This is a genomic window from Synechococcus sp. R6-7 (assembly GCF_047461695.1).
In the GTDB taxonomy this organism is placed as follows: domain Bacteria; phylum Cyanobacteriota; class Cyanobacteriia; order Thermostichales; family Thermostichaceae; genus Thermostichus.
This window is the reverse complement of record NZ_JANSHS010000052.1, coordinates 1-4,591: the sequence shown is the minus strand read 5'-3', so window position 1 is coordinate 4,591 and position 4,591 is coordinate 1. Positions and strand designations below refer to the sequence as shown.

Sequence of the window (4,591 nt, the reverse complement as noted above, 5' to 3'; positions counted from 1 at the left end):
CAGGAGAGTTCAGCGTGAATGTATCAGGAAGGCCGTTATCGCTAAAAGAACTCCGATTGCGGAAGGTCAGAACTGGGTTGCTGACGGAAGCCAGGTTCAGAGGAGGAGTGATCAGCCAGTCATTACCCGGTTGCTGACCGTTGAAAGCGTTGGCCTCGGCAAGGGAGTTGACACAACGCCAGGAACGACTGGTGTCGCCGTCCACATCCACAATCTGCCAGCCGGCTGGAGCAGGGTTGCAGTTATCAAAGCCTTCAGTCAAAGGCAGGTTAACGGAAGGAGGAGTTGGTGTCGGTGTGGGCGTCGGCGTCGGTGTTGGGGCCGGAGTCAGGTTCAAGCCAACGAGCACCGGATCGTGGTCGGAAGAGCGGAAGGGATCGCTGGCGTAGAATAGGCTCTGCTGAGAGGGACTCTTGAAGCTCAGGGTGTAGTCCAAGCTCACGGGCTCATCAGCGTTGATGTGCCACTTAGCTGAGCCTGTAACTTGGGGTCTCAGACTGCTGTTGGCCAGGGCATGATCCAGAGATCCCCACTGTCCTTGGAAGCTAAAGGAGTAGCTGTTGGAGCCATTGAGGTTGATGAACCCGCCCGCCTCCAGAGTTTTGATCGGATCCTCCATAGCGTAGGAGTTGAGATCCCCCATAATCAACACATCCGGATCGGTGGAGCCGGTTGGATTGGTGGCGAGCCAGCTCAAGAGTTGCTGAGCGGCCCGGGTGCGGTTGCCGTTGCAATTGCCTTGGAAGGGATCGTTGTCAATAGGATCGCAGGGAGAACCCTTGGACTTGAAGTGGTTGACCACAACAGTGAAGGTGGCGTTGTTGCTCCGCTGCCGGAAGGTTACAGCCAGAGGAGGACGATGGAAGCGTCCGGGGCCTTGGGTGAATTCCCCTGTGTCCAGGAAGGCCGGGTTAGTGCCGGGGGCAATTTCAACCGTAGCTGGCTTGTAGATAAAGCCGTTGGTGATGGCATCGCCGCCCAGGTTGGGCACTCCAACATTCACAAAGGCGTAGGTTCCTGCCCCCATGACCTGGTTGAGCCCGTTCACCAAATCCTGAATGGAACTATTCGAACCGTATCCATCGTTTTCTAACTCGTTGAGGCCTACGATATCGGCATCCATGCGGCGAATAGCCTCGATGAGCTTATCCCGCTGGCGGGTGAACTCGGTGGCGTTGCTGGCTCCCCGACAGGAGGAGTTATTGGGGAAGCAGGCGTTGCCGAAGGTGTTGAAGTAGTTGAACAGGTTAAAGCTAGCTACCCTCAGGGAGCCCCCTACTGAGGGTGGGTTTTGCGGGCGAGGGTTGGTGGCTGTAAACCTGGGCAAGTTGTTGGGATCATTGGGGTGGATACGGTAGTCGATGGTCGCATCCACATCGCCACTGACATTCCGGCCTCGCAACTGGGTCATGATCCCGGTGATGTTGCTGACGCGATCGCCGCCGCGCACAGTGTTAGCCGCGCTCAGGCCACCCGGAGTGGGGTAGATAACCGGATCTGGGTTTTGGGTGAGCAGCCGGTCATCAATGCGAATCCGCTTTCGGTCGTTTTCCGCTTGAATGGCAGCTGCCTGGCTGGGAGCCGCAATTTGCGTAGGAGTGAACAACCGCTCTGTGGCCACACTCAGCTCCCCGTGGCGTCCCAGCAAGAAGGAGTCGGTTACAAACAGGGGCTGATTTCCAAATGTGACCAGCATTCCTTCCAGAGCTTCCCTTTGCTCCGCAGTCAGCGGTAGAGAGATCTGCACTGGGGCCGGCAACGGATTGTCAGAGCTACAGACAGTAAAGCTGGTGACGTTGGAGAGCTGGGTTTGCTGGCGGAACTCAGCAACCGTTCCGGTCACCTGAACCCTATCCCCAAGCCTGACGTTATTAGCTGTGCCACTGAAAACGAAGATGCCATCTGATGTGGCGGGATTCCCGTCACCATCATCTTGTAGGTAGTAGCCCTGGAGATAGGTTTGGCCAGCCACCCCCTCATTTTCAAAGTCTCCTACTACGATTCCAGAAACCGTGACTGTTTGGTTCACCAGGGGGGAAGTGAAGCCAGTGCCCTGGACAGTGCCAACTGGGATCAGGTTGGCGTTGGGATCACAGCCTCCCGGCGTGGGCGTCGGTGTTGGCGTGGCTGTGGGTGTTGAAGTCGGGGTCGGTGCTGGCACAGGTGTAAGTATTGGCAAAAGAGTTCTTCTGGAGCCGAACCCTTGCAGAGAAACCAAAAGCACCAAACCAAAAACTAGCACCGCAATTGATTGGGCAACACGACGCGAAGTAACCCTAGACCACATCTGCTTCACTCCTCCCGAAACTTCAAAGGATCCCGTATTTTTACCGTCTATATGGACTATATGGATACCATCTTCAGGAAGGAATCTGAGTAAAGGGGCAGCTAAGGTACGCTTAAGAAGACAAGAAGTTACCCCCGCCTGAGTCAAAACTCAGGGGAGAACATGGGCAGGCTTTTTCCCCTAATCCCCCAATTCGGGATCCGGTCGTACCCGCACCCCCATCTGGCGCAGCAGGCGTAAAGAGTTTTCCGGCCCATCGATCATCTGCTGCTCGTTGATCCAGTAGGTGGCAATGCCCAGGTCTTCTAGAAATCGCACATAGGGATCTGGCGGTGGCCCATCGAAAACGGCGGCCTTCTGGACGGAAAAGCCCTGCTCGATCCAAGGGCCGAGGGCAAAGCGCTCATAGTAGAGCAACTGTCCCACCACTTCCTGCAAAGCCTCTGCCGCATCCTTGTGGTGCAGGAGCTTTACTTCGGCCAAAAGCAGATGCCCGTCCGCCACGGCCAAAAAGTCAAAGGTATGCTGATCCTCCCGGACTTCCAATCCTGCCAGGCGGAACCAGCGGCGAAACTGGTGCAAAAGCTCGTTGTGGCGCTCGCTGCGCTCCAACTGACGTCGACGGCGGCGTTCTGCCATCAGCGGGTCTGTCCCGGCGCTGTGAGGGATCCCACTGCTGCGGAACTGGGGCGGCTCATCGGGATCCAAAACCACCTTGCCCCCAGCAGGTTGATGCAGGAGGGGCGGCATCTGGGGCAAGAGTTCTGTGGATCCCCACTCCACCTCTGGCTGCTGAGCCCAGGTAAGCAGGTGTCGATTCAAGGGGTGCTCAGGGTGGGTGTCGAACAACAGGTGCAGTTGAGACTGGCTAAACTGAAAATCCAGACGAAATTGCTCGATGGAGAGGCTGCTCCGCCCCTTTTGCAAAGTTTCTTGGCCAAAGTAAAGCATCACCAAGAGCGGGTAAATCGGCAGCGGACGATGGGAGGGAATAAGCATCGCCCACATGTCATCCGTCCAGTGGGGGAGCAGGATCTCGGCCTGTTTGCCTTTGCCCACCACCTGCAACATTTTGGGGTGTCCCGGCTGCCAGCCACAGGGGTGATCGTCAAAGCCGCAAGTCTGTCGCCCTTGATCCACGCTCAAGGGGTAGCGCCCATCATAAAGGCGGAAAGGACAGAGATCCCGGTCTTCGGCCAAAAAGCGCTCGTCTTGCCACAAGTGGGCCGCCAAAGCATGACAGCCGATCCCTTCCTGGCTGTTGCAGGCTTTGAGCCAGCGCCGTTCCGCCAGTTTCCCGCCCACTTTGCTCGGGGCCAGGGGCCGGATCAAACCGTTTTCCCCCTGGTTGAACAGAGGCCACACCAAAGGCTCGCCGGTTTCGGGCAAGGTCGGCAAAAGAGGATGGGTTTTGCTGTAAAACGGGTCGCAAATGCGCTGGGCCACTTGCTGCAAGGGTAATCCGCGGGGGGATCCCACCCAAGGCAGCAGGGATCCCGATCCGGCCTGAGCGCGGTGATATTGGATGGCCAGGGCCACCTCCAGCCCTATGGGACGCAGTTCCGGCGTGAGCTGCCGGTAGCGCTGCAGCAGCCGGGAAGCCTGCACAAACAGGTCGTAGCGCCGAACGGGAACTGCGTCAGCCATAGTGTTGCAGGAAAAGCTCCCCACTGCCTTGGGCAAGAGCTGGCACAGACAAGCACCATGGCCTCAAGAAATGAGACCTTGGCAACCGCCTCTACAGACCCAGACCTTGCCGAGGATATCGGGCCGACACCCCCTCCTCTTGGCACCAGGTCAGTTGTCAGTGTAGTAGAGAAACTCTAGGGCGAGAAGATGCTGCCCCTCGCTTGCAGGTTGTGGGAAGAATGCGCAGTAGGCCCTGATACTAGGGCCACCCAGGAAAGGGAAAGGGGCGCTCTGTCTCTGCATCACGGTCGTACTCCGTAGGTCGGCCTGTGTCCCGCTGAAGCACCAAGCTGCCCACATAGTCGGCCTCTCGATAGACGCGGGCAATTTGATGGTGGATTTGGGCCATGTCTTCAGCAGAGACCACGCCATTGTCGGTGGCTTTGTAGAACTGGACCGTGACCCGAATGGGAAAGCGAGGATCCCGCTCGATGTCCAGGTTGTTGATCTCGGTGAAGGGGCCCTCTACCTCTCCATGTCCAATGACAGCGGCTTCTACATTGCTGAGGCCGGCCAGGTCGGCTGCGAGTCCGAAAAACTTGACAGAGATATCCTCAACTTCCCTTCGCGGCGGCTGCCGCTGCTGGAGAGCATGCCTCTAACCCCCAAAACCCT

The 4,591-nt window shown here is 57.6% G+C and carries 3 protein-coding genes; all 3 read right to left on the bottom strand.

Annotated features, from left to right (window positions below; all coding sequences use genetic code 11):
* Positions 1–2,161, bottom strand: a 2,161-nt coding sequence (locus NW815_RS02095; RefSeq protein ID WP_414415662.1) for an ExeM/NucH family extracellular endonuclease, incomplete at its 3' end; no start/stop codon positions are given.
* Positions 2,162–2,467: 306 nt separating this feature from the next.
* Positions 2,468–3,934: a hypothetical protein gene (locus NW815_RS02090; protein WP_414388666.1), complete on the bottom strand. Its 1,467-nt coding sequence runs from the start codon at positions 3,932–3,934 to the stop codon at positions 2,468–2,470.
* Between the two features lie 241 nt (positions 3,935–4,175).
* Positions 4,176–4,343, bottom strand: coding sequence for a hypothetical protein (locus NW815_RS02085; protein ID WP_414415661.1), 168 nt, complete (start codon positions 4,341–4,343; stop codon positions 4,176–4,178).
* Between the last annotated feature and the right edge of the window lie 248 nt (positions 4,344–4,591).